31 protein-coding genes and 1 pseudogene are annotated in these 22,287 nt (G+C 39.6%); 2 read left to right on the forward strand and 30 right to left on the reverse strand.

Annotation, left to right across the window (positions count from 1 at the left end):
- Positions 1–9 precede the first annotated feature (9 nt).
- The 17 genes and pseudogenes from Q0409_RS04990 to Q0409_RS05070 all read right to left on the reverse strand — a co-directional run bounded on the left by Q0409_RS04990 (position 10) and on the right by Q0409_RS05070 (position 10,140).
- Positions 10–234 carry a hypothetical protein gene (locus Q0409_RS04990; RefSeq protein WP_298535726.1) on the reverse strand — a complete coding sequence of 75 codons (225 nt, stop codon included), beginning with the start codon at positions 232–234 and terminating at the stop codon, positions 10–12.
- Positions 227–2,131, reverse strand: a complete 1,905-nt coding sequence (locus Q0409_RS04995; RefSeq protein WP_298535728.1) for a phage/plasmid primase, P4 family — start codon at positions 2,129–2,131, stop codon at positions 227–229. The genes Q0409_RS04990 and Q0409_RS04995 overlap by 8 nt, the downstream gene beginning before the upstream one ends.
- Positions 2,132–2,138: 7 nt before the next feature.
- The gene (locus Q0409_RS05000; protein WP_298535730.1) at positions 2,139–3,842 is read right to left on the reverse strand and encodes a hypothetical protein; all 1,704 of its coding nucleotides are present in this window, start codon (positions 3,840–3,842) and stop codon (positions 2,139–2,141) included.
- Positions 3,835–5,007: pseudogene (locus Q0409_RS05005) on the reverse strand (DNA cytosine methyltransferase). Before Q0409_RS05005 ends, Q0409_RS05000 begins: the two are co-directional and overlap by 8 nt.
- Positions 5,007–5,216 (reverse strand): hypothetical protein, encoded by a 210-nt coding sequence (locus Q0409_RS05010; RefSeq protein WP_298535732.1) that lies wholly within the window; start codon positions 5,214–5,216, stop codon positions 5,007–5,009. The pseudogene Q0409_RS05005 and the gene Q0409_RS05010 overlap by 1 nt, the downstream one beginning before the upstream one ends.
- Complete coding sequence (locus Q0409_RS05015; RefSeq protein ID WP_298535734.1) at positions 5,209–5,682, reverse strand: DUF669 domain-containing protein; 474 nt, start codon at positions 5,680–5,682, stop codon at positions 5,209–5,211. Before Q0409_RS05015 ends, Q0409_RS05010 begins: the two co-directional genes overlap by 8 nt.
- Positions 5,683–5,684: 2 nt before the next feature.
- Positions 5,685–5,900 carry a hypothetical protein gene (locus tag Q0409_RS05020; RefSeq protein ID WP_298535736.1) on the reverse strand — a complete coding sequence of 72 codons (216 nt, stop codon included), beginning with the start codon at positions 5,898–5,900 and terminating at the stop codon, positions 5,685–5,687.
- Between the two features lie 24 nt (positions 5,901–5,924).
- Entirely contained in the window at positions 5,925–6,917 is a 993-nt protein-coding gene (locus Q0409_RS05025; RefSeq protein WP_298535737.1) for an AAA family ATPase, read from the reverse strand.
- 95 nt (positions 6,918–7,012) lie between these two features.
- On the reverse strand, positions 7,013–7,507 hold the full coding sequence (locus tag Q0409_RS05030; RefSeq protein ID WP_298535739.1) for a siphovirus Gp157 family protein: 495 nt from the start codon (positions 7,505–7,507) through the stop codon (positions 7,013–7,015).
- Positions 7,494–7,616: a hypothetical protein gene (locus tag Q0409_RS05035; RefSeq protein WP_298535741.1), complete on the reverse strand. Its 123-nt coding sequence runs from the start codon at positions 7,614–7,616 to the stop codon at positions 7,494–7,496. Before Q0409_RS05035 ends, Q0409_RS05030 begins: the two co-directional genes overlap by 14 nt.
- 3 nt (positions 7,617–7,619) lie before the next feature.
- The gene (locus tag Q0409_RS10385; RefSeq protein ID WP_366940072.1) at positions 7,620–7,955 is read right to left on the reverse strand and encodes a VRR-NUC domain-containing protein; all 336 of its coding nucleotides are present in this window, start codon (positions 7,953–7,955) and stop codon (positions 7,620–7,622) included.
- Positions 7,945–8,127 carry a hypothetical protein gene (locus Q0409_RS05045; protein WP_298535745.1) on the reverse strand — a complete coding sequence of 61 codons (183 nt, stop codon included), beginning with the start codon at positions 8,125–8,127 and terminating at the stop codon, positions 7,945–7,947. The genes Q0409_RS10385 and Q0409_RS05045 overlap by 11 nt, the downstream gene beginning before the upstream one ends.
- Positions 8,124–8,315 (reverse strand): hypothetical protein, encoded by a 192-nt coding sequence (locus Q0409_RS05050; protein ID WP_298535747.1) that lies wholly within the window; start codon positions 8,313–8,315, stop codon positions 8,124–8,126. Before Q0409_RS05050 ends, Q0409_RS05045 begins: the two co-directional genes overlap by 4 nt.
- Complete coding sequence (locus tag Q0409_RS05055; RefSeq protein ID WP_298535748.1) at positions 8,312–8,437, reverse strand: hypothetical protein; 126 nt, start codon at positions 8,435–8,437, stop codon at positions 8,312–8,314. The genes Q0409_RS05050 and Q0409_RS05055 overlap by 4 nt, the downstream gene beginning before the upstream one ends.
- A 77-nt stretch (positions 8,438–8,514) precedes the next feature.
- The gene (locus Q0409_RS05060) at positions 8,515–9,795 is read right to left on the reverse strand and encodes a DEAD/DEAH box helicase (protein ID WP_298535750.1); all 1,281 of its coding nucleotides are present in this window, start codon (positions 9,793–9,795) and stop codon (positions 8,515–8,517) included.
- Positions 9,770–9,925 (reverse strand): hypothetical protein, encoded by a 156-nt coding sequence (locus Q0409_RS05065; protein WP_298535752.1) that lies wholly within the window; start codon positions 9,923–9,925, stop codon positions 9,770–9,772. Before Q0409_RS05065 ends, Q0409_RS05060 begins: the two co-directional genes overlap by 26 nt.
- On the reverse strand, positions 9,925–10,140 hold the full coding sequence (locus Q0409_RS05070) for a hypothetical protein (protein WP_298535754.1): 216 nt from the start codon (positions 10,138–10,140) through the stop codon (positions 9,925–9,927). The genes Q0409_RS05065 and Q0409_RS05070 overlap by 1 nt, the downstream gene beginning before the upstream one ends.
- Before the next feature lie 233 nt (positions 10,141–10,373).
- On the opposite strand from Q0409_RS05070, the gene Q0409_RS05075 reads away from it, so the two are divergent.
- Positions 10,374–10,781, forward strand: a complete 408-nt coding sequence (locus Q0409_RS05075) for a helix-turn-helix transcriptional regulator (protein WP_298535756.1) — start codon at positions 10,374–10,376, stop codon at positions 10,779–10,781.
- Positions 10,778–12,229 carry a recombinase family protein gene (locus Q0409_RS05080; RefSeq protein WP_298535758.1) on the forward strand — a complete coding sequence of 484 codons (1,452 nt, stop codon included), beginning with the start codon at positions 10,778–10,780 and terminating at the stop codon, positions 12,227–12,229. The genes Q0409_RS05075 and Q0409_RS05080 overlap by 4 nt, the downstream gene beginning before the upstream one ends.
- 164 nt (positions 12,230–12,393) lie before the next feature.
- Here Q0409_RS05080 and Q0409_RS05085 read toward each other — a convergent pair whose 3' ends face one another.
- The 13 genes from Q0409_RS05085 to Q0409_RS05145 all read right to left on the reverse strand — a co-directional run bounded on the left by Q0409_RS05085 (position 12,394) and on the right by Q0409_RS05145 (position 22,285).
- A complete protein-coding gene (locus Q0409_RS05085; RefSeq protein ID WP_298535760.1) occupies positions 12,394–13,233 on the reverse strand; it encodes a hypothetical protein in 840 nt (279 codons plus the stop codon).
- A gap of 14 nt (positions 13,234–13,247) precedes the next feature.
- Positions 13,248–14,285 (reverse strand): siphovirus ReqiPepy6 Gp37-like family protein, encoded by a 1,038-nt coding sequence (locus tag Q0409_RS05090; RefSeq protein WP_298535762.1) that lies wholly within the window; start codon positions 14,283–14,285, stop codon positions 13,248–13,250.
- 5 nt (positions 14,286–14,290) lie between these two features.
- Positions 14,291–15,145, reverse strand: a complete 855-nt coding sequence (locus tag Q0409_RS05095) for a phage distal tail protein (RefSeq protein WP_298535764.1) — start codon at positions 15,143–15,145, stop codon at positions 14,291–14,293.
- Complete coding sequence (locus tag Q0409_RS05100; protein WP_298535766.1) at positions 15,138–18,884, reverse strand: phage tail tape measure protein; 3,747 nt, start codon at positions 18,882–18,884, stop codon at positions 15,138–15,140. Before Q0409_RS05100 ends, Q0409_RS05095 begins: the two co-directional genes overlap by 8 nt.
- A gap of 16 nt (positions 18,885–18,900) precedes the next feature.
- The gene (locus Q0409_RS05105) at positions 18,901–19,107 is read right to left on the reverse strand and encodes a hypothetical protein (protein WP_298535767.1); all 207 of its coding nucleotides are present in this window, start codon (positions 19,105–19,107) and stop codon (positions 18,901–18,903) included.
- A 56-nt stretch (positions 19,108–19,163) separates the two neighbouring features.
- Positions 19,164–19,484, reverse strand: coding sequence for a hypothetical protein (locus Q0409_RS05110; protein WP_298535769.1), 321 nt, complete (start codon positions 19,482–19,484; stop codon positions 19,164–19,166).
- A 157-nt stretch (positions 19,485–19,641) separates the two neighbouring features.
- A complete protein-coding gene (locus tag Q0409_RS05115; RefSeq protein ID WP_298535771.1) occupies positions 19,642–20,301 on the reverse strand; it encodes a major tail protein in 660 nt (219 codons plus the stop codon).
- Positions 20,291–20,677 (reverse strand): hypothetical protein, encoded by a 387-nt coding sequence (locus tag Q0409_RS05120; RefSeq protein WP_298535773.1) that lies wholly within the window; start codon positions 20,675–20,677, stop codon positions 20,291–20,293. Before Q0409_RS05120 ends, Q0409_RS05115 begins: the two co-directional genes overlap by 11 nt.
- On the reverse strand, positions 20,667–21,098 hold the full coding sequence (locus Q0409_RS05125; RefSeq protein WP_298535775.1) for a hypothetical protein: 432 nt from the start codon (positions 21,096–21,098) through the stop codon (positions 20,667–20,669). The genes Q0409_RS05120 and Q0409_RS05125 overlap by 11 nt, the downstream gene beginning before the upstream one ends.
- Complete coding sequence (locus Q0409_RS05130; RefSeq protein WP_298535777.1) at positions 21,098–21,457, reverse strand: hypothetical protein; 360 nt, start codon at positions 21,455–21,457, stop codon at positions 21,098–21,100. Before Q0409_RS05130 ends, Q0409_RS05125 begins: the two co-directional genes overlap by 1 nt.
- Complete coding sequence (locus Q0409_RS05135; protein ID WP_298535779.1) at positions 21,450–21,728, reverse strand: phage head-tail connector protein; 279 nt, start codon at positions 21,726–21,728, stop codon at positions 21,450–21,452. The genes Q0409_RS05130 and Q0409_RS05135 overlap by 8 nt, the downstream gene beginning before the upstream one ends.
- A gap of 16 nt (positions 21,729–21,744) precedes the next feature.
- On the reverse strand, positions 21,745–22,107 hold the full coding sequence (locus tag Q0409_RS05140) for a hypothetical protein (protein ID WP_298535780.1): 363 nt from the start codon (positions 22,105–22,107) through the stop codon (positions 21,745–21,747).
- A 25-nt stretch (positions 22,108–22,132) separates the two neighbouring features.
- Entirely contained in the window at positions 22,133–22,285 is a 153-nt protein-coding gene (locus Q0409_RS05145) for a hypothetical protein (protein ID WP_298535782.1), read from the reverse strand.
- Positions 22,286–22,287 lie beyond the last annotated feature (2 nt).

The following is a 22,287-nucleotide window of genomic DNA, read 5'->3' on the forward strand; positions in this document are numbered from 1 at the left end:
GCATCCTTATCAATCAGATGCATCTTCATCACCTTCTTTGCATATGTCAGCAAGCTGTCTTGTCACCTTTATTTGTGGATTGGCACTATAAAAAATTTCATTCAAATGATGTTCTATTGCTTCTTCCATCCAACCACTGTACAATTTGGCATGTGCCATTTCATATTGATTTTCAGAAAGACGGATGTATGAAAAATCAATTTCAATCTGCGCAACATATCTGCCTTTAATCATCTTTATCCACCTTCTTTACAAAAATCTTTGTTGGTTTGCCTTCAAACCTTACTGTTTTGATGTCATAACCAAATCTTTCTTTCACCTGTCTGCTAAATTCAACATGGCTGATCGGTTTCATGGCATTTTCAAAACAAAACTGATCATAAAGTCTGTAGCATTTTTTAGTTGGTTCATGTTCCAGACTGTCACCAACTTCATCAAAGAAGGTGTTGATAGGATTCAAGCTTTCTTCATATTCAGCCAGTTCAGCATCAATGGCTTTTGTGGTAGTAAATGAATTATTCTGCAGTACACGCTTTAAGCCTTCAATCCCTATGCGCACAAGGTATTCCATGCTTTCCTGTGTGCGCAGATCATACTTGATGAATGGTGAAAAACCTTCAGTGCCTTTGTTGAAAGATCCATTGAATGGCACAATGATCAGCCTGTCAATGATTGCATCTGAATCTCTACCCCTGCCAAGTCTAGGTATGGTGTTTCCGGAAAAGATCAGCTTACAGTATGGATTGAATTCTATTGGTGCTGCAAACTTCACATTAGAATTGATCTTATCACCAGATACAATCTTTTTGAATGTGCCTGCAGATGGAATGAATTCATCTTCAATGTCATCACCAAGATTGGCAAGCTTTCCAAACAATCCTGCTGCCTTATATTCATGTGACAGATCACCAAGATCTAATGCACTGACATTATCTGTGCCAAGCAAGAATCCTAGCATGTCAAGGAATGTTGATTTCCCATTGTGCCTTTTCCCCTTCAACATGAATGCCTTGCGCAGTTCATTCCTTCTGTAGAATGTATATCCAATCAGTTCTTCCAGAAGCAGGCGCACTTGCTGATCATGGCAGGCAAGCCTGTTCAGCACATCATCTGTCAACTGACAGTAAGCATCAGGATTATAGTTCCAGTTGATCTTGTTGGTCATGATCCGGTCTTTAGTGAATGCTTCAAGCTGATCTGTAGCAACATTATAGATGCCATTTTTGAAGGCAATGAAATTGGCACTGCTAACTGCAGTATCTTTATCTATGTATGCCATCATCCATGACAGCACTTCTTTTCTTTGATTCTGTTTCAGATTTGGAATGTGCTTGATCATCAGTCCTTCAATGTTAGCAGGAACATATACACCATCCTTGAAATAGTGCAGCACACCACCTATTTTGATGATGTTGTATTCACTAATCAGGAATTGACCAAACTTATCATGTAGAAAAGATTTGCCATCATAGAAAATTGGTTTTTGAAATGCTTCATCTCTAATGATGCTGTTTAATTCTTTCTGATCCAGTGGTGTTTTTAACACATACTTGTTGATGATCTGGATGCACTGCCTTGCTTCATCTTTGCTGAATCCTGCTGCCTGCAGTGTCAGTATGTAATTAAACAGCTTCTGATTCCTTCCATCACCTTCTTCCATAGTCAAAAATTCAGTTTTAGCTTTCACTGGCAGCATCCATCTTGGCACAGGATCATATTCTTCATCATCGTAAATATCATAGATGATCTTTCTGTCTTTCCCTTTGAATTTCAGAACAGAATATGAATTATGGCAGCCAAGTTTGCCATCTGATTTCAAACCACATGCAAGTGTTTGCTTTTGCCAGTTTTTCTGCACTCTTTCTTCATTCCGGAACAAAAAATGCTTTCCCCTTGTTGTCTGGTAAACTCTGCAGGCAAGCTGCAGATCTTCAACAATCTTCATCAATACTTCAGATTGCTTTTCATCGTCAACATCAATCAGAACAGTATCATCATTCAAGATCCCTGCATATTCATCATGCTGTGATGCATCACGCAATGTCAGCAGTTCTTCTGATGACTTACCCTTAAAAGGCATGGTGCATTTCTTGTTCTTTGTTGTCACATATCCTTTGAATAGTTGATACAATCTTGTATCACCTCACAAATCCAAACTGTTTTAATCTCTTATATGCCATGTCGATATAATAAGATCTGTCTAAATCATCTGGTGCTTTTGCACCATTCACATTTTCATTCACAATGAAACAGTGTTCAGGTGTGTTTGCAAATTTTTCAATGGTCATGCCATCATCCTTCTGCTTGCCTATATAGCCATTAAAAGGATTCTTGCTTGCAAATACCCTGAATGTTTTTTCATTCAGCTTGCTGCCATTATGCCAAGCATATTTGTATTTGCTTGACAGCTTCACGATTTTCTGAAAGTCCTTCAGATCAGTGCAGTCATCAATGGTCTTTTCAACCGGAACACCATTAACCATGAAATCAACCAATGCTTTATTCACAATTGGAAGATCATTATCCAGATCATTCAGTGGCTTGACATATGCACCTTTTCTTTCAACTTTGCCATCCGCAAACTTGAAGATGTAATTGTTCACATCTTTCTGCCAAATCTCTGTGATCACATCAAAACCAAGCTTCATGCCTGTTCTGGATTCCCATTCATAACAAATATCATCCACCATATCAAAAGCTTCATCAGTATCTGGAATCTGAATGATCAAGCCATCTGTGTTTGACTGGATCAGTTCACAGTGTCCTTCCAGATGTTCAAGCAGATCCAAAAGCAGCAGCTGACCATTCACACAAACATTGTTTGCCTGTCTAGGATCATATGCAGAAGATGTTGGATCTTTGCAGATGCCATAAGTGGCATTCAGAATGATCTTGTATGGTGCTTGTTCCGCTTTCTTTCCTGCAGCTTTCAGCGCAACCCTTGTATCATAAATCTTTTTGTACACAGCTTTATCACGCACATTGCGTGACAGCATATCATACCGGATCATGATTGAAGGATAGAATGATGTTACATCCACATGCAGCAGCAGTCCTTTTCTGTGAATCGGTTTATCAGGCGCACCATGCAAGCCACCCCAACCAAACACATGCAGAACACCACACACATTTGTTTCAAAAAAGTTTTTGTAATCCTTCACCTGCTTCTGATCAAGAAACCATGACATAACATACTGGTATTTGGTGATCCGCAATGTGTCAACAAACTTCAGATCCCATTCATCAAAATGATCCTGCTTTGAACAGCCAAGTGCCATTGCAGAAAGCTGTGCCTGTGTCCGGCTGATATTCTTCAGTGGAAGATTGAAAGCCTTGATCAATGCCATGTGCGCATCAAAATCAGCCTTTTTCTGCATGAACACTTCCATTGTTTGTTCCACATCGTACTGACAGTATTTGAATGTCAGTTCAATTTCTTCATCTGTCAGTTTCCGGTCAATGTCAAATGGCACTGAAGTTTCCTGCACGCTGTTTCCCATGAATCCTTCAAGCTGCTTCAGGCTGTTGAATTTGTTCTGGCAGTCATAATTGTACAGCTGAATCTGATTCAGAATAGAAGAGTATTCCCATCCTTTATTGCCATCTTGAATGATCCAATCATTCACTTCTTTTGGATCAAAACCAAGCAGGATGGATTTCAAGATGTACTGGTCATAGTTCCTGCTGTTGTAACCAATCCAGATCTGATCTTTATGATCCTTGTGATATGCAGCAAGCTTGTCTTTACCATTTGCAATCTTTGCAGTAGTCTTTTCAATTGGATTGATGACCACCACAAGCCAATCATATTTAAATACTTCAAAATCGTAAAAATTAAGCATTGTCAGTACCTTCTAATGGAAACGCATCATCATATTGATTCAGCAGTTCCACAAATATTTCTTCCAGAACATCAACAACTATGCTGTTACCTGCCATCTTATAAAGCTGTGTATTGCTGATTCTGTTTGCAACAAGAACATCACAATCTTTATCATCAAATCCCATCAGCCTGAAGCATTCTTTTGGTGTCAGCTTTCTGATCCGCAATCCACAAACAACACCATTTTCATCATTGCACAGAAGCGTGTTTGCTATCTGATCACCAACCCTTCCGCGCCTTGTTTTGCTGTTTGGAAATTGAAGATTGACATAATCACCATCATGTGCTTCTTTATATCCTTTTTTAGTGGCTTCTTTGATTGGTATATGTGTTTTGATTCCATCTTTCACAAAAGAATCACTAACATAATTATCTTGGCTTGCCCTGTGTGACTTGTGCATTGTAGATGTCAATGGTCTTGCTATTTCAAGATCGATTTCCGGTTTGTAATAAAAATTCTTTGTTCCTGTTGACAAAATATATTCAAGTGCTTTATCACTTAAAAAATATTTTTCATCCACTGTTTCTTCTAACAGATCACGCAAGCGCAGCTTCAGTTCATACTTTGCAGGAAAATGAAAGCCATGATCTATATCATCACGAATAGAAATTATAAAAACACGTTCACGATTTTGTGGTATACCATAATCTTTTGAATTAAGTACAGCCCAATAATTCTTGTAGCCTGCATCATTCAAGCTATCCAAAACAATCTTGAATTCAGCAGTAAATTTTTTGCTTGTAAGTGCCTTTACATTTTCCGCAATCGCAATTCTTGGCTTTGTTTCTTCAATGATCCGCAATGCTTCAAAAAACAGTCCGGACCTTGTAAGATCACCATTTTCATCTGTAAAACCTTTCATTTTACCGCTTGATGAAATATCCTAACACGGAAAACCATATGTGATGATGTCAATGTCATTTGGTAATTCAGATGAATCTATTGTTGTAACATCTTTCAGATTCATGTTTTCATCAAGATTGTGGATCAAAGAATATGCCTTGCTTGCGTACTTGTCTATTTCGCAATAACGCACAACTTCAAATGGTTCACCTATATTTTCAAGTGCTTTTTCAAATGCACCAATACCGCTGAATAAGCTTAAAAGTTTAAGTATCTTCATCACCTGCTTTCTATCTCATGCAGCCATTGATAATAATCAACTTCAATTGTTGTCCACCGCATGTTGCAGTCTTTGCACTTCCTGCGCCTGATCTGTGATCCATGCAGTTTTCTGGAATCCCAAATACACACATTTTCAGAACCGCATCTGCTGCACTGCAGAACAGCCTGCATTGTTTCAGCAGGCTGTTCAGTTTTGTTCTTAGTCATACCATTCAACAACTTCAAGCCTTGTGTACTCACCATCTTTGGCTTTATAGATACCAAACTTCAAGCCTGCATCTTCAGCTTCTTCAGCCATGTCAAGCAGAAGATCATTAAACTTTGCATAGTTGCCATCAAAATCAACTTCAGCATCATCAAAGATCTGCAGGCTGCGCAGGAAGTCCAAACCTTTCTTGATGGAAAAAGCATTGCCTGCAGCATTTCTGCAGAACACCTGATTATAGAACAGGCACTGCTTCTTGTGTTCACCTTCAGTGATCCGGAACATACCTTTGATCATTGGCTGACCTTTCTTTGATTCACCAAGTTCAAGCTTTTCAAGCTTGCACAGGTATTCACCATCAGGCAGTTCAGTGAAATCACCGCCACCATTCTGTTCTGCATCATGCAGTGCCTTCACTGCTTCTTCACCACCAAACTGTTCATTCCACTTTTCAAAATCAATTGCCATGATTATTTATCCTCACTTTCTGTATCAATCCACACCTGAAAATCATCACCTGCAATGTACTTGCACAGTTCAACCAATACAAGTACAGTCCGCATGTCATGGTTTTCTACACATCTTTTGATTGCTTCAATTGCCCTTTTGATCATTGCTTTTTCATGTTCTTCAGCCATTGCTGCATCCATCTTCTTCATAATTCTTTCATCATCTCTAGTTGCCATTGTTTAATCCTCACTTTCTTCTATTTAATTAAAAGGCACTGCATCATCCGGAATATCATCTGGAATATCTTCAAACGGATTGCCCATTACAGGCTTTGTGCGCCTTCTTCTGCGCTTTTTAGGTTCATCAGCAGGTATTTCACCATCCGGAACATTCATTGCCGTTTCAAGGCTTTCTGCGCCTTCTGTGCGTGCTTTCCTTCTGCGCTGCTTCACTGGTTCTTCTGTTCCTGTGCTTTCTGTTTCTTCCTTCTTTTCTTCAGCAGGTGCTTCTGCAGGCTTTTCTTCTTCCTTTTTGCCATCTCTTTCTTTCCTTCTGCGCTTTTTGGTATCAGGCTTTTCTACTTCCGGATGTGCCACTTCAGCATCAAGTGCCTTGACTTCTTCATCAGATGCATAATTACCGATTTCATAATAGTTTCTGATCTTGGTGTCCACATACTTCAGATCATTATCAATCGCATATGTATCAAACATGCCAATTGGTGACTTCACTGTGTCCAATCCACTGTTCTGTGTCAGGAAGTAATACTGACCATCAGTCACAGCAGTTTTCAGTACGATGGTAAACAAGCCTTCAATGGTGATCTTTTCATCAAGCATCTTACCCATCGTTTTGACTTTCTCATGTCCTGCATCATCACGCTGCAGATGTGACAGGAAGTACACCACCACATCTTTTGGCAGCTTCTTTGCATCCTGAATGATGTTGAAAAAATCACCCTGAATGTCATTCCACTTATCCCATCCGTTTTCTTTGATCCTGCGCATGTACTGGAATGACATGATGTATTGCGCATCATCCACCACAACCACTTTCTTTTCAGTGGTGGCAAGTGCCTTCTGCACATCCTTTGTCAGCTTTTCAAAAGCAGGTGTTAGCTGCTCAAAGTGGTTCTTGAAAGGCAGTGGCTTGCCTGCACAGTTGATCACCAATACTTCATCCGGTTTGAAGTTCCGCAAGCTTGCAGATTTTCCTGTTCCGGAATCACCGATTACTAAAACAATGTTTGCCATGTTTCTTCACTCCTTTTTTTTCTCTTGTCAGATAAACAAGTACAATTCCAATCACGCATACAATGATGCCAATCAACAAGTTTCATCATCCTTTTCTATTTGATCCGCAAGCTTTCACCACGTTCACCAAGATGTGCAAATGTAATATCACCAGTGTTCTTGATATATGCTGCAATAGCTTTCAGATCAGGCTTTTCAGTAACAATCACCAGATCATCTGGCAGTTCTTCAGTTGGTACATCAACCACCACCGGATCTGCACCGCCATTGCGCTGAATGTTGAAGCTGAACAGATCTGTTTTGAATTTCCGTTTTCCTGTTGCAGTCATTGCTGCCTGCAGATCTTCCTTCAATCGTCTGATTCCAGATTCAAGCAGGTTCTTTTTTGCTGAAAGCTTTTCCTGTTCTGCCTTCACTGCTGCAAGATCACCTTCCATATTCCGGATCACTTTTGCATAGCCATCAGCCTTCTTTTCAATCTCAATATTCAGATCATCCATTGCAGCTTTGATTTCATCTGATTCCACATCAGGATCTTCAAGCAGTTCCTGCAGCTGCAAAAATTCAGCTGTCAGATCATAAATGTTCATCTTCATCCCTTCTTTCATCCAGATGATTGATCATCAGTAAACACATAGTGGCAACACCAAGAATGCCACCAAAAATGCATCCAACAATAAAACAAATCACACTTGACATTGTTTAACCCCTTTCATCAAATGACAATTGCATCCACCGCCATGATTTATCATGTTCCAGAAGATGGATCATGTTTTGAAATTGATTCCACTGATGCGGATACAGTACAAAAGCAACACCACCTGCATTGCGGATCTGCTGCACATTCCATTCCTGAAGCTTTGTTGGATGTCCGTTTTCCGCTTTCAGTTCAATAGCAATGAAATATCCATTCATGCACACAAGCAAATCAGGTATTCCTTGTCGCTGCACACCATTTGACCATGTTTTTAACACCCATGCGCCATGATCCTTCAGATATTTCTTCACCTTGTTTTCAAAATCTTTTTCAGCAGCCATCACTTGCACCTTCAAAATAATCACGATTCACAATCACAAAAGGCAGCAGCCATGCCAGATTTACACACATGATGATTGTTGGAATCCATGTTTCAGAATCCACTGCACAAGCCATGATGATCATTGAAATGATGTCGATGCCTGTGATTGTCCATAAAATCTTGTTTTTCATTGTTGTTCCTTTCCCTCTAAAAATGTTCTGATTTCCTTCATTTCAGCCATCAGATCTTCTTTTGTTGTGCGCAGATCCGTTTTCATATCTGTCACAGTTTTCTGTTGTCCGCTTCCCTGAATCAGATAAATAAAGATAAAGTTCAAGCAGCTTTGAGCGATAAATGCCCATATTTCAAGCTGTGTCAATTTGTAACACCAACCATCTTCAGTGACATACGCACAACAGCTTCTTTGAGTGCTTCATTATCAGATTTGATGTGTGATAACTCACCATTCAAATGGTTAATTTCATTGTGCATTCTTTCCAACTGCATCACCAGATCTTGCCTTTCCATTTCAATGGCTTTTTCATCTGGCGTTGTTACTGCTGTTTCAAAATTTGTGTTCATTGTTCATCATCCTTTTCAAATAGTTTTTCAGTGTAGTCTTTGCGCATTTCCAATGTCTTCAGGATCTTTTCTTCTATAGATCCTTTGACAATCAATTGATAATAAAAGCATGGTCTGTTCTGACCGATCCTGTGGATCCGCTTCTTTGACTGTTCATACAGTTCAGATGACAGTGGAAGGCTGAAGAAGATCATCTTGTTTGCCTTCTGCAGATTCAATCCCATTGCACCTGCCTGATACTGAACAAAAGTGATAGAATCATCATAGTTTTCATAAGCTGTCAAATCTTTATCAGATCCATTCACAAATGAAAGTGATCTTTCACAGTTTTTCTGCACCACTTGAATCATAGACTCCAATTCTGCAGTGAAGTTATAAAATACAACCAACCTATCATCAGTGCTTTCCACCAAATCAGCAAATGCTTTCAGCTTTGCTTCTGAAAAGTGACCGCATAACATCCGTTCGTAAAGCATCTTTGTCAATGTAGTGTCACCAACCAATGTTCCATTCCCCATCTCCACAACCCTATCTTTTTTGAATATTCTGTATTCTTTTGATGCAGGAATCCGCATCTTCTGAAATACCTGATCCGGAAGATCAAACACTTCATCTGTTTTCAAAAACTGGCATCCATATTGGTTCATTTTCCGCTTCAGCCTGTCAACATTTTTATATCCAGTCACTATTGGAATAGATCTGCCCACAGTATCAAGATATTCAACCTTCACAAACTGCTTCCAGTACAGCTGCTTGCTGATGTTCCATCCTAGCAGGTGCATCTGTGACCATAGCTTTTCATACTTGCCACCAGTTGGTGTTCCTGAAAGCAGGATCACATTTTTTGGCTGCATCTTTAGGATGAATTTTGATCTTTTTGCAGTTTCCGTCTGAATCAGTGATGATTCATCCAGAAGCAGTGTGAAATCCTTCAGCTTCAGCAGTTCTTTTCTGCGCCAGATCAAGTCATAGTTGATGATGCCAATGTGAAAACACTTTGAAAGAAAACCATGTTCAATTCTTGACAGAAACAAATTCAAATCCTTTTCATTTGTCAAATCCTGAACAACACACTGTGTGTAATTCTCTTTGAAATGGTCATACCAGTCTTGAATCTTTGACTTCTGACACACCACCAGATTTACTTTTGCGCCAAGCTGCATCATCTTTTCAGATCCTGCATATGTCTTCCCTAATCCCATATCCCAATAGAATGCAACATGATCAAGATCCTTGACCGCTTCCAATCCTTCAGTCTGATGTGGATATAGTTTCATTAGCATCACCTGCCTTGTTGATCCTGTTGATTGCTTCATACAGCACTGGAAACTGATCTGCCTTGATCACTTTTCCTGCAATGTCATCAATCTGTGTGCCATCCTTCAAAATGTGTTTGATAGTAACCATCACTTCACCGCTTCCAATGGCTGTACAGAAAACAAATAATCTAGCATAAGATCTTTGTTGATTGCATCCCTGATCAGCACAGCTTCTTTCATGGTGAAAGTACCTGTTCCACGCAGTTTAGGTGCAAGTGTGCTGTAAGCTAATCCAGTTCTTTCAGCCAACACTGTTACATTGACATTGTGCCTTGCCATTTCAGCTTTCAAATTTGGATACATAGTCATTCCCCTTTCTGTCATTATTGAAATTGACTTATTTTGATTTCCAGTTAATTCAATTTCAATAACATTATAGCTGAAAATGAAGCAAAATAAACCACCATTATTGCAATTTCGTCATTTTCGTGAAAACTTCACATATTAATTAATGATATTGAATCAATTATTGATGATTTTTCAACAAAAATTGTTGCAATATCATTATGTTTGTTTTACAATAATTTTGAACGATAATGAAAGGAAGGAAAAAAGCAATGACAACTGAAGAAAAGCTGAAGCAGTTCATATTGACAAAACACAGATCTGTGCTTGAATTTACCCAGTCAATAGGGATGCCATATGGCACAATGTCAAGCATTTTCAAAAGAGGAATTGAAAATTCTTCAGTAACCAATATCATTAAGATCTGCAGTGCTTTAGGAATCAGCACTGATGAATTGGCTAAAGGAAACATTGTGCCAGTGGAAAAAGCAGATTCAACAGCCATTGAAGATATATTCCAATATGCCAAGCAAAAACTGTTATCTGCTAAAAATCCAACATTGGATGGAATTCCACTGCATCCGGACATTATCATGTCAATTGTTGATGGTCTGGATCTTCTTATTGAAATACAAAAGAAAAAGGATGATGTGAAATGAAGAAAACTAGAGTGGCTATATATGTGCGTGTATCCACACAGGAACAGGCTAAAGAAGGATATTCAATTGGTGAACAGTCTGACAGACTGCGCAAGTTCTCTGAAGCGCATGACTGGATCATCGTGAATGTATATGTAGATGCAGGACATTCAGGCGCAAACACTGACAGACCTGCACTGCAGCAAATGATAGCAGATCTGAAGGCAGGCAAGATTGACAAAGTACTTGTGTATAAACTTGACCGCTTGTCCAGATCACAGAAGGACACACTTGAATTGATTGAAGATGTGTTTTTGCCAAATAACACTGACTTTGAATCCATGACTGAAAAACTTGACACATCCACACCGCAAGGAAGATTGTTTCTTGGCATCCTTGCAGCATTTGCGCAGCTTGAAAGGGAAATGATTTCAGAAAGAATGTCAATGGGAATGTATGCCAGAATAAAAGAAGGTAAATGGAGAGGAGGCGCACAAGTACCATATGGTTATGATTATGAACCTGCGCTTGAAAAGCTTGTTGTAAATGAATATGAATCCATGATAGTAAAAGAATTATTTGATTTGTTCACAGAAGGAAAAACATTGTATTCCATCGAAAAAGAAATGATTGCTAAAGGACACACCTTCCATGAAGGCAGATTTGACAGAAGAACATCCAGATACATTCTGCGCAACAAAACATATTGCGGATACATGCGATATAAAGATGAATGGATTGAAGGATTACATGATGCCATCATTGATGAAGAAACATATGAAAAAGCACAAGCCATACTGGATGAAAACAAACGCAAGTTTCATGAAGCAGGATATAAAACAGGCACAAAATCAATCACCACTAATTTTGGTGGTTTGATCTATTGCGGAAGATGTGGTGCAAAATACAGCAAGTATCAGACCGGATGCAAAGAATATGGATTCCATCAGAATTACACTTGCCATTCAAGACACAAGAAGATCAGAAGCATGATCAAAGATCCAAACTGCAAAAACAAATCATATCGTGTACATGAATTTGATGAAATCATTTTCAATGAGATCAGGAAGTTTGCCATTGATCCGGAATACATCAAACAGGTGAAAAAGGAATCTGAAAAGAATGATGATGTACAGCAGATCCATGCCATTGAAAAGCAAATCAAATCAATCAACAGTCAGATTTCAAGATTTATGGATCTGTACGGATTAGGAAAGTATGACATGCATGAATTAGATGAAAAGACCACACCACTGAATGAACAGCGCACCAAGCTGAAAAGAGAATTGGAAAGGCTGCAGGAAAGCAGCAAGCGGATCACTGAACCGGAAGTGCTGAAGTTAGTGGAATCATTTGATGAAGTGATTGAAAAAGGTGATCTGCAGGATAGAAGATTCATCATTGAACAGCTGATTGACAGGATCATCATTGATGGTGATGTAATAACAATCAAATGGAATTTCATATAAAGAGAAAAAATCACCATATAACCATCTGATTTGCAGAAAAACTGCAAAATAGCCACTTAAACAGCAAAAAAGCGCACCTTTAAAGGCACGCTTTAATAATTATGTTTTTAAATGCCATATTGATCAGTTCGCTTTAGCGAATAGTTCAATATGGCATTTATTGTTTAAGCATCAGGATCAACTGATTTGTACACCACAAAATCCACCACTGCACCTGCAGTTGAAATAGGCATTTCCAGTGTCACTGTATTATTTGACAGTGTATATTCATTTGAATTCAGATGGAAACCATTGATGAAGATTTCCAGAATGTCATATGCAAATGAATAAGAAGGAACATAATTCAGCACATTAAAGCTTGCTTCATTTTCCTGTGTGGTAACATGAATGCCTTCAAGCTTTTTGAACAGTTTTCCTGCTTCAAACTGACCTTGAACACCATCAAACCATTCATCAAACTTTTCCTGCTGCTGTGTCCATAAGGTGCTTGTGTCCACCTGCTGAATTAATCCCTGCACATAGCCACACAGATTGCTATCACCCCTTGTGTCTTTGATCATAGCAGCAGTAATTTCAGTGATCTGCTTGTTTACAGTAATCTGTGCCAAGCACATTTCATACCTGTTATTATTCCTAGTCAGAACAGGCGCAACAGGTACAGATGCCAATGTGCCAGTTTTAACTGAAATACCCATTTCACGCTGATCAAAATCAACATAAAAGATAACAGCATCAATCCTATTCAAGATAGCATCACTGGATGTCAATGTCACTGTCATATCAGATGTATTGATCATCTTATGACCATTGATCCATCCGGAACCTGCACCAACAATTACATTCATGCCACTGGAAGCACGCACCTGCAGCTGTGTTGATGGATTCGGAAAGACACCATTGCCAACAAGCTTATCAAGATAAGAAGTCACATCTTCAGCATTATATATTCTGTCATACACACCTTCATTTTCTAATGCATTAAAAAAATAACCTTCAATTGCCATTCAAAACCCACCTTTCACACACCAAATGTTGGTACAGTTGTATATTCACCAGTTTCAGACACAGATTCAATCACTTCAACCAACCTTGTATTCATGTAGATGCCCCATTTTTTATTTTCAATAACAACCAGATCCCCAACATTCAGATCTGTTTTATAGTTTACATTGTCCATATAAACTTCACCAGTGAATGCTGCAGTGTATGTTGTCAGCAGTTCCCTTCCTGCTTCTTCAAGCAGCTTATTGTATTCAGCATCTGATATTTCACCATTGTTTGACTGCAGATCCCTTTGATCCTTGTACAGTTCGCATCTGTCAAGACCTGTTGCATTATTTGTGATCCACATTGTTTTCCGCTGCAGTCCTTCACCTTCACCTGCTACAAGAACAGCAGTGGTCATTTCCTCACAGTTTTCTTCATATTCTGAAGAAATAAGATTATCAAATTCATCACTGAAAACAACATATGGATTTGTGTGTTGATCATAAGTATGATCAACACCTTTATATAACTGAAAAACGAATTTGTGTTGATCATTCAAAGTCACCTTAAAACCAAGTCCGTATGTCTGACAGATCATTGATATGGTTTCAAGCAGATTATCACCAGTATACTGTGCCTGCATCAGATTGCTGAATGAATAAGTTCCTAAAATGAAGTTAGAAATCTTTCTGGCTGCAACAGATGGATTGATCACATTTTCATTGATCAGCTTGTTGATACAATTGCTGACACCACCAGTCACAGTTGTTTGTGTAGCAATGATCCTTCTGCCTAAAATGGATGCCAGAAATCTTCCGGAAACAGTCAGCACATTTCCTATTTCATCTTCATGCACAATAGACAGCTTTTCAATGATCCCAATGTTTTCATCATCGTCACGCACAATATAGTTCCATTTCTGCATGGTAGCAATGTTTTCAGCATTCGCAACCACCACAAGTTCAAAATCACCTGCTTCATAGTACCTATTTGTCCAGATGAAAGATATATAATCATCTATTTCCGCAAGTCTTTCAAAAGACCTGTTCATGATCACTGGTATCATCATGATGATCACACCCCTTCATACAGGTTTGTATGCGTGAATGAAATATTCAGATCCGATGTGTTCCCAGATCCAACTTCATAAACGTATGTACCACCATTTACAGGCAACTGCAGCCATGTTGACCCCTGCATGATATAGTTAAACAGGTTTGTTTCTGCTGCACCACGCAAAAGTGTTACTGATTTCTGACCTTTCCTTGTGTCAATCGTCACCAGATCAGCACGCTGCAGATCACACTGGATGCCAAAATAATCATTGGTTATGTAATCAAATATTTTTGGATTAGTAACTGGATTTCTTGCATACAACTGAATGACCATGCCACATTCAGCATCACCATCATTTTCAATGGTGATGCCAAGTGTATCTGTGAAGTATCCAAATACCAGTTCAGGTTCTGCAGTTGATGCAAAAGGAAAATGAAATGCCTTCATGATATTTGACAATTCATCCACCACATCCTGTGCATCTTTGAAGTATGGTGAAGGACACAGGATTGTGCATGTTACAATCTGCTTGATCTCAAAGTATGTAATATCAATTGACTCAATGTACCCTTCAATGTACACATGCCTGTATGATCCATTGTAAAACATCTTCACATACTGCTTTGACTTCAGCACCTTGTACACTTCAATCCTGTTTGCAGCAGCTGCATATTCAATAGCAAATGCAATATTGATGGTGCGCAGATTCAGCTTTGCGCTGTTGAATTTAGCACCATCAATCAGTGCCAGTTCTGACATGTTAATTGTGGCATCAGGTGGATTCAACCCCTGAATTTCACTGATGGTAAATGGTGAATTCTGCGCAAAAGAAAGCTGATCACCATTTGCATTTTCAAGAATTAATTCAAACATTGTTCAACCTCACTTTTGCACTAAATAGAAGATTGTTGGTGTCACGATATACAGAAAGCCTGCTTAATGGTTTAGGTGAATTGATGGTTTGATTGAATGTAACATTCTGTGTGCTGTTTCCATGCGCACCAATTGTTCCGGATCCACCAAATGAACCAACACCATTGATCTGTGAGTTTGCAGATGCCACACTGCTTTTCAGATTAGCAACTGATGCTGACATATTCGGCATACTGCCTTTGATGCCATCTGCAAGGCTTTTCCCACTATCCATACCAAGCTGCTTCATCTGATCATTAAGATTATTTGAAACAGCAGATACAGCTGTTTCAGCAAGGCTTCTGGCAGCATCAGCAACAGGATTCATCATGTCATGAATACCTAATTCATAACCCTTACCAAAGAATACACCAGATCTTCTGGTAAGTTTTGAAGGTGATCCTTCCTGCTGACCTGCACGCAGACCATTCCATGCTTCCTTTGCAAGTGCTTTTGCCCTAGACCAAACACTGCTAAACCACGAACCAATACCATTGAAGAATCCTTCACCAAAATTAGATCCTGATGAATATGCATCATGCTGTTTAGATCCTGATTCCGCATTGCTTGCAAGTGTTTGACCTGCAGTCTTTGCAGCACCTTTTTTGGAATCAACACCAGATGCAAATTTAGATCCTGCCTGTGATCCAGTGGTTGACAGCTTATTGATGGCAGGTGTGATGCCTGTTCCTGCATTATCCGCAAGCTTCCTTGCGTTTGTCAGCGCATCACCTGATTTAGATCCAATGCCACCTGCAAATCTATTGCCTGCAGTTTTACCAGTGGCACTTGCTTTAGGTGGCAGCTTGTCCATTTCTTTATTAGCTGCATTCACCATCTTCTGCGCCTGAATGACCATTTCATTAGTAACAGAAGGTGTGCCATCTTGAATAGCTTGCTGCAGGTTCGCTAGATTTTCTTCATAGTTCTTCACCTGTCTTTCAAGTGATTCCCTGTTGCCAGTTTCAGCAGTGATGAATCCATTTTGAAGATTTGACAGTGCTTCTTCAATCTTTTTACCATCACCACTGATGATGGCTGCAGACAAGCCTTCATAGTTCTGGATAGTGGTGTTATAACCAATCCATGCCTGTTCAGCATCATCCACTTGTGATTTAGCTTCTTCATAAGATTTCTTTGCAACCTGATTTGCATCAACAATCTTATGGTTTGCATCCCAATATGCCTGTGCAGCTTCCGGCATACCACTTGAAATCAGTTCATTGTATTCTTTGAAGAATTCCTGACTGTCTTTATTGGTTTTCTGATAGTTCTGTTCAGCTTCATCAACAGCCTTCTGTGCTTTAGTCAGTGTATCTAAAGCACTAGATCTGTTTTTGATCGCTTCATTGTACATTTCTTCATTGGCTGCCAGTGTTGCTTCTGCTTGCTTTTTCTCAATGATCTTATCAATGGAATCACCAAGCTTACCATTGGCATCAATGGTTTCTTTGATCTTGTCAACCTCAACACCCATTGCATCTGCAAGCTGATGAAGAATGAAGTTTGCCCTATCTTCATATCCAGTTTTAACCCTGCCATTTTCATCAATCAGGCTGTTGTATTCATCTTTCAAGCCTTTCAAGTATCCATATTCACTGCTGATAGTAGACATGGATTCATTTCTAGCCTGATCAAGCTGATTGTATGTATCCGCAAGTGCTGTTGCATTATCAACTGCTTCCTGCTGTTCTGCATTAAGTCCATACTGTGCTTCCATCTGTTCCTGCATAGCTTTCTTATGCTTCACAGACAGCACAACCAGTCCTGCCAGTGCTGCAGCAGCTGCAGCTATGATTCCAACAGGTGTTAAACCAATAGTAGTGTTCAGTGCCACCATGATTGACTGACCTGCTTTAATGCCATTAAACAGACCAGTGAATGCTTTTGATACAGATGCAATAGTAGACACAGCCTTATATGTCACAAAAGCAACTGCAATTGCTTCAAGCACTGATACAATTTTGTCACCATTGTTTATTACAAATTCAAAGAAATCTGCAGCAGCTTCTGCCACCTTGCCAATATTCTTTGCAAACCTGTTCCAATCAACTTTATCCAGTGCTTTTGAAATCTGATCAATGGCTTTTCTGATAGATTTAGATGCTTTTTGAAACACCTTGATCATAATGCCTTCAACTTTTGATCTCAAAAGTGTGATCTGACCACTGACATTATCAGTCATTGTTTTAGCCATTCTTTCAGCAGCACCAGTAGAAGAATTCACAGCTTTTGTCAGCTTCTCATAGTCAGCAGGTGCTGCACGAACAACAGAAAGAAGTCCTGACATTGCTTCTTGACCTGCAATCTGTTTTGCATAAGCTGTTTGTGATGTTTCATCCAATCCTGCAAAAGCCTTGCGCAGATCACCCATTACTGCATCCAGTGACTTCATATTGCCTTCAGAATCAGTCAGTGAAAGTCCTAATTCATTCATAGCTTCTGCACATTCTTTAGGTGGCGCAGATAACCTTGTTAGGATGCTTCTTAATGCAGTACCTGCCTTTTCACCTTTGATTCCTGCATTAGCCATCAGACCAATTGCAACAGCTGTATCTTCCATGCTGTAGCCAAGCGCACCAACAATAGGTGCTGCATACTGAAATGTTTGACCCATCATTTCAACATTGGTATTTGCATTGGATGAAGCAGAAGCCATGACATCTGCAAGCCTTCCTGCATCTTCAGCACTGTATCCCATTGCTGTTAATGCATCAGTCACAATGTCAGATGTTGTGGCAAGATCTGCACCAGAAGCAGCAGCAAGATTCATGATGCCTTCAATACCACCAAGCATATCTTCAGTCTTCCAACCTGCCATTGCCATGTAATTGAATGCATCAGATGCCTGTGTAGCAGAAAAAACAGTTTTTTCACCCATTTCTTTTGCTTTTGCAGTCAGTTGATCAATTTCACCTGCAGTAGCACCAGATACCGCTGCAACATTTGACATACCTGCTTCAAAAGAAGATCCAACATCAAATGTCTGTTTGGCAAGATCCTTCACACCATCAATAGCTTTATTGATGCCCTGTGACACAAGATTAGCAAGTGCGCCTTTGAACACTGTGAATCCATCACTAACAGATTTTGTGCTGTCATCAAGGTTATCCAAGCTTCTGTCAAACTGATCAGCTGCAGATTCAGCATCCTTCAGTTTGTTCTTGTTCTGTGCCAGTTCACCTGACAGATCTTCAATCTGTGCAGCAAGATCCTTTGCTTCCTGTGAATTCTTGCCGTACATCAGAACAGCATCTGCATAAGCTTTCTTCAGTTCTGAAATCTTCTTTTCATTATCGCTGATTGATTTGTTCAGCTTTCCGGTTTCAGATTCCATGTCCTGAAGCTTATTATTATATTTATCAATGGATGATTCAGTTTTTGCAATAGCACTTTTCTGATTCAGAATCTGAATGCGCAGTTTTTCTGCTGCTGCAGATTCTTCACCCATTTCTTTTGCAGTTTTTTCATATGCTTTTTCAAGATCCGCAAGAATGCTTTTTTGATTCTTTAAAGTTGAATCAAGCTGTGTAAGTTTAGCCTTTACACCATTTGCACTTGATGCCCAATTTGACATGCCAGATGTAGCTGCCTTGAATTCAGCATTGGCTAATGAAATAGATCTTTTTGCCTGCTGCATGGAAGCCTTCAGATCAGATATGTCAACCTTCCATTTCATGGTGCTTTCATGATCAGCCATACTTCATCACCTGCCTTTAATACCAATTGTCATTTTGTGCTTTTCTTCTGATGTGAATGTCACCATTTTTATATCTTACAACCTGATCATTATGCTTCACACCTTGTGATCTTGCGCTTTTTTCATTGATCCGCTTGACAAGCAGAAGCACTTCACCAAGCTTTTCTTTGCGCACATCAAAAGGTGATAAAGCAGTATATCTTTGACACAGGTTATCTTCCAAATCAAAAAACAGTTCATATAAAGACAGGGAAGCAGGATCAGATCCGCTTCCCTGTGTCAGTTTTTTATTGGATCAGTATCAAATGTATGAAGCACATAATTGAACAGTTCAATGAAAAATGGCACAAGTTCCTTGATCTTTACCATGCGCAATTCGTGTTCAGTCAAGCCTTCACCACCGAATATATCCATAAGAAGATCATTCAGCTTTTTCCTGTTCTTCTGGATCACACGCAGAATTTCATTATCATCCTTCACATTTTCCATTCCATCAAGCACTTCAAAAATATCCTCAACTGTTCCATACATCAGATCATATGCATCAACTTCATATGTCTTTTCTATCTCATGCTGATTCTTGTAGATATTCAGTTTCATGATATGTACCCCTTTCAAAATAAAAAATGGATGTGGATAATCAAGGGAAGGAGGGATTACAAGATGGAAAACCAAAAGAAAAAACATCAAGCAAAACGAAAAAACCTTGAAACACCCTGCAGTGGTGCTGTCTCCACATCCACGGTTTCAGCAATAATTACGGTGTAGTGCCAGTTCCGCTTGTACCACCGGCTGCAACAGTCTTTGCTTCAAGCGTGTCACATGTGGTGACAGTATCAAAGAATCCATCAAGATCTGCAAGTCCATCACGTTCATCCACAACAAGTGCTTTCTGGCTTGTGCCAGTCTTGGTGAATGTATGCATGGTCTGAATTCCGGTATATGTCAGTGACTGATTATTAGAATCAGTTCCTGCATTTTCAGTCTGTGAAGTTTCATCCGGAATAGCAAAAGATCCTTTGTACCGCCATACATATCTGTAAGTGCCATCAGTCAGGCGCAGCCTGTAACCAAGCGCAAAATATTTAGGTGTCGCAAGACCATCCATGAATGCGCCAGTAGTAGCATCAAATTCCTTGCCAGTAATATCAGCAAGTGTTACAAGCGGAAGCGCAGGAACAGTAAGTGTGATGGTATCAGCACCTTCTGCATTGATCGTCAGCGCAGGCTTGTTGTCATAGTACTTTGTGTCAGATGCAGTTTCAACAGTCTTGCTGATTTCTGCAACAGGCGCAAGCACAGCAACAGTACCTGTTGTGTATCCTTCGCCTTCAACATTATTATCAGTAAGCACTTCAGCATACACAAGATGATCAGTACCCCTGAATTCATCTACATATACAGCATTAGTTGCCATATTGCATTACCTTCCTTTCGATGTAAAGTAAATTTATTCCCCTGCCTGTGTGCGTGTGTTCATCTGACAGCACATCATATCCAGAACCATCTGGAATAAATCCAACTGCCTTCAACCGCTGCTTTGCCTGCAGCAAAACAGTATTTACAGCAACAGGATCAACAGAATAAAAGTTCAGATCAAAATCCCAAATTGTTTCAGTTTCAGTGTTATCAAAAAAGGCATCATCATTGGTTGAATTGTTCCAAAACGTGAAGAAAGAAGAAGGATAGGCATCTTCAGTTGATAGTGATCCCTGTTGGATCACAGGATAATGAAAAGCTTCATCAAGCGTATTGATCAACAGCAGTTTCACATCAACCATATTATGCACCACCTAACTTCAAATGCTTCACCATTATTTCTTCCTGTTTTTTCGCAATCGCTTTTCTTGTTCTTGTGCCTTTTATCGCATTGTATACTTTTGAATCTTTGCTCATTCTAGGTGTGCCGTACATGACGAAAATTGAATGCCATCCACCACCCTGATCAAGCTTGAATCCTGCATTGACAGTGGCAACAGATCCTGACCATGAAACAGCACCATCACCAATGATTGTGCTGTACATGTTACCTGTTGCATAACCCTTCAAGCCTTTTGCAGCATATACTGCTGCACCAGTAGTCAGGTTATGCTGCACAATCTTCTGTGATTCCACCAATGCTTCATTCACAGCTTCCTTCAGATCCGCACCTGATTTGTCAACCAGTTCAGCAAGTTCAGCAAACCCATCAAAGATTATTGACATTCTAGCCATTATGCCTTGCCACCTACCTTGCGCACCTTAAACCGCATATATTGATGCCTGAAAGCAATATCTTCAGGATCATTGATAATGTCATATGTTTCACCAGTTTCACACAGATAAATCTGACAATCTGCCTTGATATCTGGTCTGTACCATGTATCAATGATTCCTGTATTGATGATCGTGTAGACATCATCTTTGAAGTTTTCAGTGCCACCAAAAGTTCTAAAAGATCCATAGATCAGATCACTGGTTTCTGGTGCAGAAAAGCTTTTCTTTCCTGCACCATATGCTGTTGTGGTCACAGGCACAAGCAATTTCATTGGTACTACAAATGGTTCTGCAGGATTATAGTTCTTTTTAGCCATGCAAACCACCACCAGATGAAAGCTGAATTACCCTTTCACAGAAGTATTCAGAAAGCTTGCCTGAACCTGTGCCATAACTCCAAAGATCCGAAACACCACGGGCAACAGTTCCTGCAGTTGTTTTTGTGCCTATCATTGAAGCAGGAACACCTGCAGCAAGCATGTATTCATTCACTTCATCAATGTACATCTGCAATGCTGCATCCTGATATGTACCAGTGATGTTCAGCGCATTTTTCACTGAAGAAAGCATGTCAAAAACATCTGCCATAATTGCCACCTCTTAATTAAAAACCTGCTTTTGTGATCGTTACAGTACCAGAAGAAAGAACAGCCTTATAAAGTGTATGTCCATCCGGATCTACCACAACATCATTGTCAGCAACAGTCACTGCTGCACCACTCTTTGTGAATCCCACATAGTCAAATGCAGGAACAAAGTACAGTGTGCCAGATGCGCCTGTGAAATCACAGGTTTTAACAGGTTCTGCAGCAAGATGAATGCCTGTGCCACAAGAAAAATCACCTTCAACATTATCAGCCTGCAGTGCAGTCATGCCACTGTTGGCAGATGCCTGCAGAAGAATCAGCCCATACATGCTGATCAGATCTTCTTTTGTAATCGGAACGATTCTATCAGTATTGATCATAATAATTTACCTTCTTTCACGTTTATCAAGACTTATCAGCTTTAGCTGCAAGTGCAGCTGTTGCCTGTGTAGCAACAGCATTGATCATATCCGGAATCAGTGTGATGTTCGCAACATCATCAGCAGTGCCACCAAGCGCAACATACAGATTCTTTAATGCATCAACAGTTGTATCCATGA

The organism is uncultured Methanobrevibacter sp., assembly GCF_937898925.1.
GTDB lineage: Archaea > Methanobacteriota > Methanobacteria > Methanobacteriales > Methanobacteriaceae > Methanobrevibacter.